Raw genomic sequence first — 2094 nt, forward strand, 5'->3', positions numbered from 1 at the left:
GTTCAAATGTATATTTTGCTTTTCTTCCCATAATAAAACCCCCTAAAAGCAAGGCAGTACATTTTGTGTATTTGTACTGTCTACCTTTAGGGGATCGTATCATTTTGGCATAGCTTTTTCTTTTGTCTAAAACATACCAAGTTAATATTCACAAATGCATAAGAATATAGCTTTTCTTTGAAGTTCAATGTATACTATAAACAGGAGGATATTATATGAATCGTATATTTGATTATCTCAGCAACATACCTTTCCCAAAACATGTCAAGAAAAGCCATAAGATCATTGTTGGCATAATACTTTTAGTCATCATCCTAATTTATTACTTCTTTGTACATCCAACACTTAATCTCCAATCTTTTACAGGTTTATGGTTTATTATTTCATTACTTGTACTTTTCTTTCTCTATACACTCTATATTCGTACACTTGCGAATTCTGTTATCATTTCAAAAATACAGAAAGTACTTGTTTCACTTGTATTCTTGTTGATTGTTGGTGGAGTGCTTGGCTTTCTCTTTTCATCAAAGATATTCCATGCCAAACTCTATTCCAAACGTATCAATGTTGAACAGGTAGACTTCAGCAATAAAACAATCAGTGATGTAGACTTCACAAAGACACCTATCCTTGACCGCAAATCAACAGAAAAACTAGGTGATAAAGTCATGGGTGATATGCCTGAACTTGTCAGCCAGTTTGAAGTATCTGATGCATATACACAAATATCCTATAAGAATTCCGTCTACCGCGTAACGCCACTAGAATATGCTGGTTTCTTCAAATATCTGACAAATAGGTCTGAAGGCATCCCTGCCTATATCATTGTCAATAGCACTAATGGAAAAACCCAGCTTGTCAAACTCAAGGACTTAGGCTTGGATGGCATGAAGTATGTTCCATCAGCCTATTTTGGTGAAAACTTACAACGCCGTCTACAACTCAAATATCCTACAAAGATCTTTGGTACACCATCATTTGAAATAGATGAGAAGGGTCATCCTTATTATATTTGTACAACATATGGATATTATGGTGTTAATTCAAAGCAATATGTAAATGGTATGGTACTCTTTGATCCAATTACTGGCGATAGTAAGAAATATGATGTTGGTCATTTTCCTAAATGGGTTGATCGTATTTATCCAGAAAGTCTTATTATGAATGAAGTTGATGATAATGGTTCATTAAAGAATGGTTTCTTTAATTCTATTATTGGTCAAAAGAATGTGACAGTGACAAGTGATGGCTATAACTATCTTGAAAAAGATGGTGATATCTGGATTTATTCAGGTATCACTTCTGCCAACAAAGACACATCTAATTTAGGATTTGTACTGACAAATTTAAGAACTCATCGGACATTAAAGTTTGCCTGCTCAGGGGCAGATGAACAAGCCGCAATGGCTTCAGCAGAAGGTGAAGTCAAGAACTATGGCTATGATGCTACATTCCCACTTCTCGTCAATGTCGCAGGACATCCAGTCTACTTACTTTCACTCAAAGACTCAGGTGGCTTAGTGAAAATGTATGCGATGGTTGATGCAAAGGACTATCAAAGCGTCACTGTTGTTTCAGCTGATAGCTACAACAACCTTGACTTGTTGAAAAAGCAGTATATTGCGAATCTCGCCGGAGAATCTAGTGAAAGTGTTAAAGGTAAACTCTCAAAAGCAACAATCGTTGTTAATTCAGTGAACTTTATGACAATAGACGGCAAGACAAAAGCCTATATTGTTGATGACAAAGGCTTACGCTACAAGATTGAAGCCACAAATACCAATGAAGACATCTTAGCTTTCATGCATACTGGTGATAAGTATGAGATAGAATATCTCAAGAGTGATGATATTCAGATCATTAAATCAATCAAAAAGAATTAACATACAAAGCATTGTTCGTTAATACGTTCAATGCTTTTTTTATAAAGTTCCCGACAGAAAACCCACGTGCACTTGGGCCGTGGGATGAATGGCGGTTAGGGATATGATATAATATGCATACAGGAAATCCTATTTCCGAGTCTTTAGAAAGGAGAAAGCTGTATGCATCTTACCGTAAAACAACAAGTAAAGCATCTTTCAAAGGAAGACT

At 35.6% G+C, this 2094-nt stretch carries 1 protein-coding gene; it reads left to right on the forward strand.

Annotated elements, in window-relative coordinates:
* Positions 1 to 215: 215 nt before the first annotated feature.
* Positions 216 to 1883 carry a hypothetical protein gene (locus tag T529_RS0111575; RefSeq protein WP_051646992.1) on the forward strand — a complete coding sequence of 556 codons (1668 nt, stop codon included), beginning with the start codon at positions 216 to 218 and terminating at the stop codon, positions 1881 to 1883.
* Positions 1884 to 2094 lie beyond the last annotated feature (211 nt).

The sequence above is a fragment of the Sharpea azabuensis DSM 18934 genome (assembly GCF_000702165.1).
Lineage (GTDB): Bacteria > Bacillota_I > Bacilli_A > Erysipelotrichales > Coprobacillaceae > Sharpea > Sharpea azabuensis.

Bases quoted from the DNA above. Each gene is read 5' to 3' on its own strand.
- T529_RS0111575 (WP_051646992.1), top strand. From the start codon at position 216: ATGAATCGTATATTTGATTATCTCAGCAACATACCTTTCCCAAAACAT.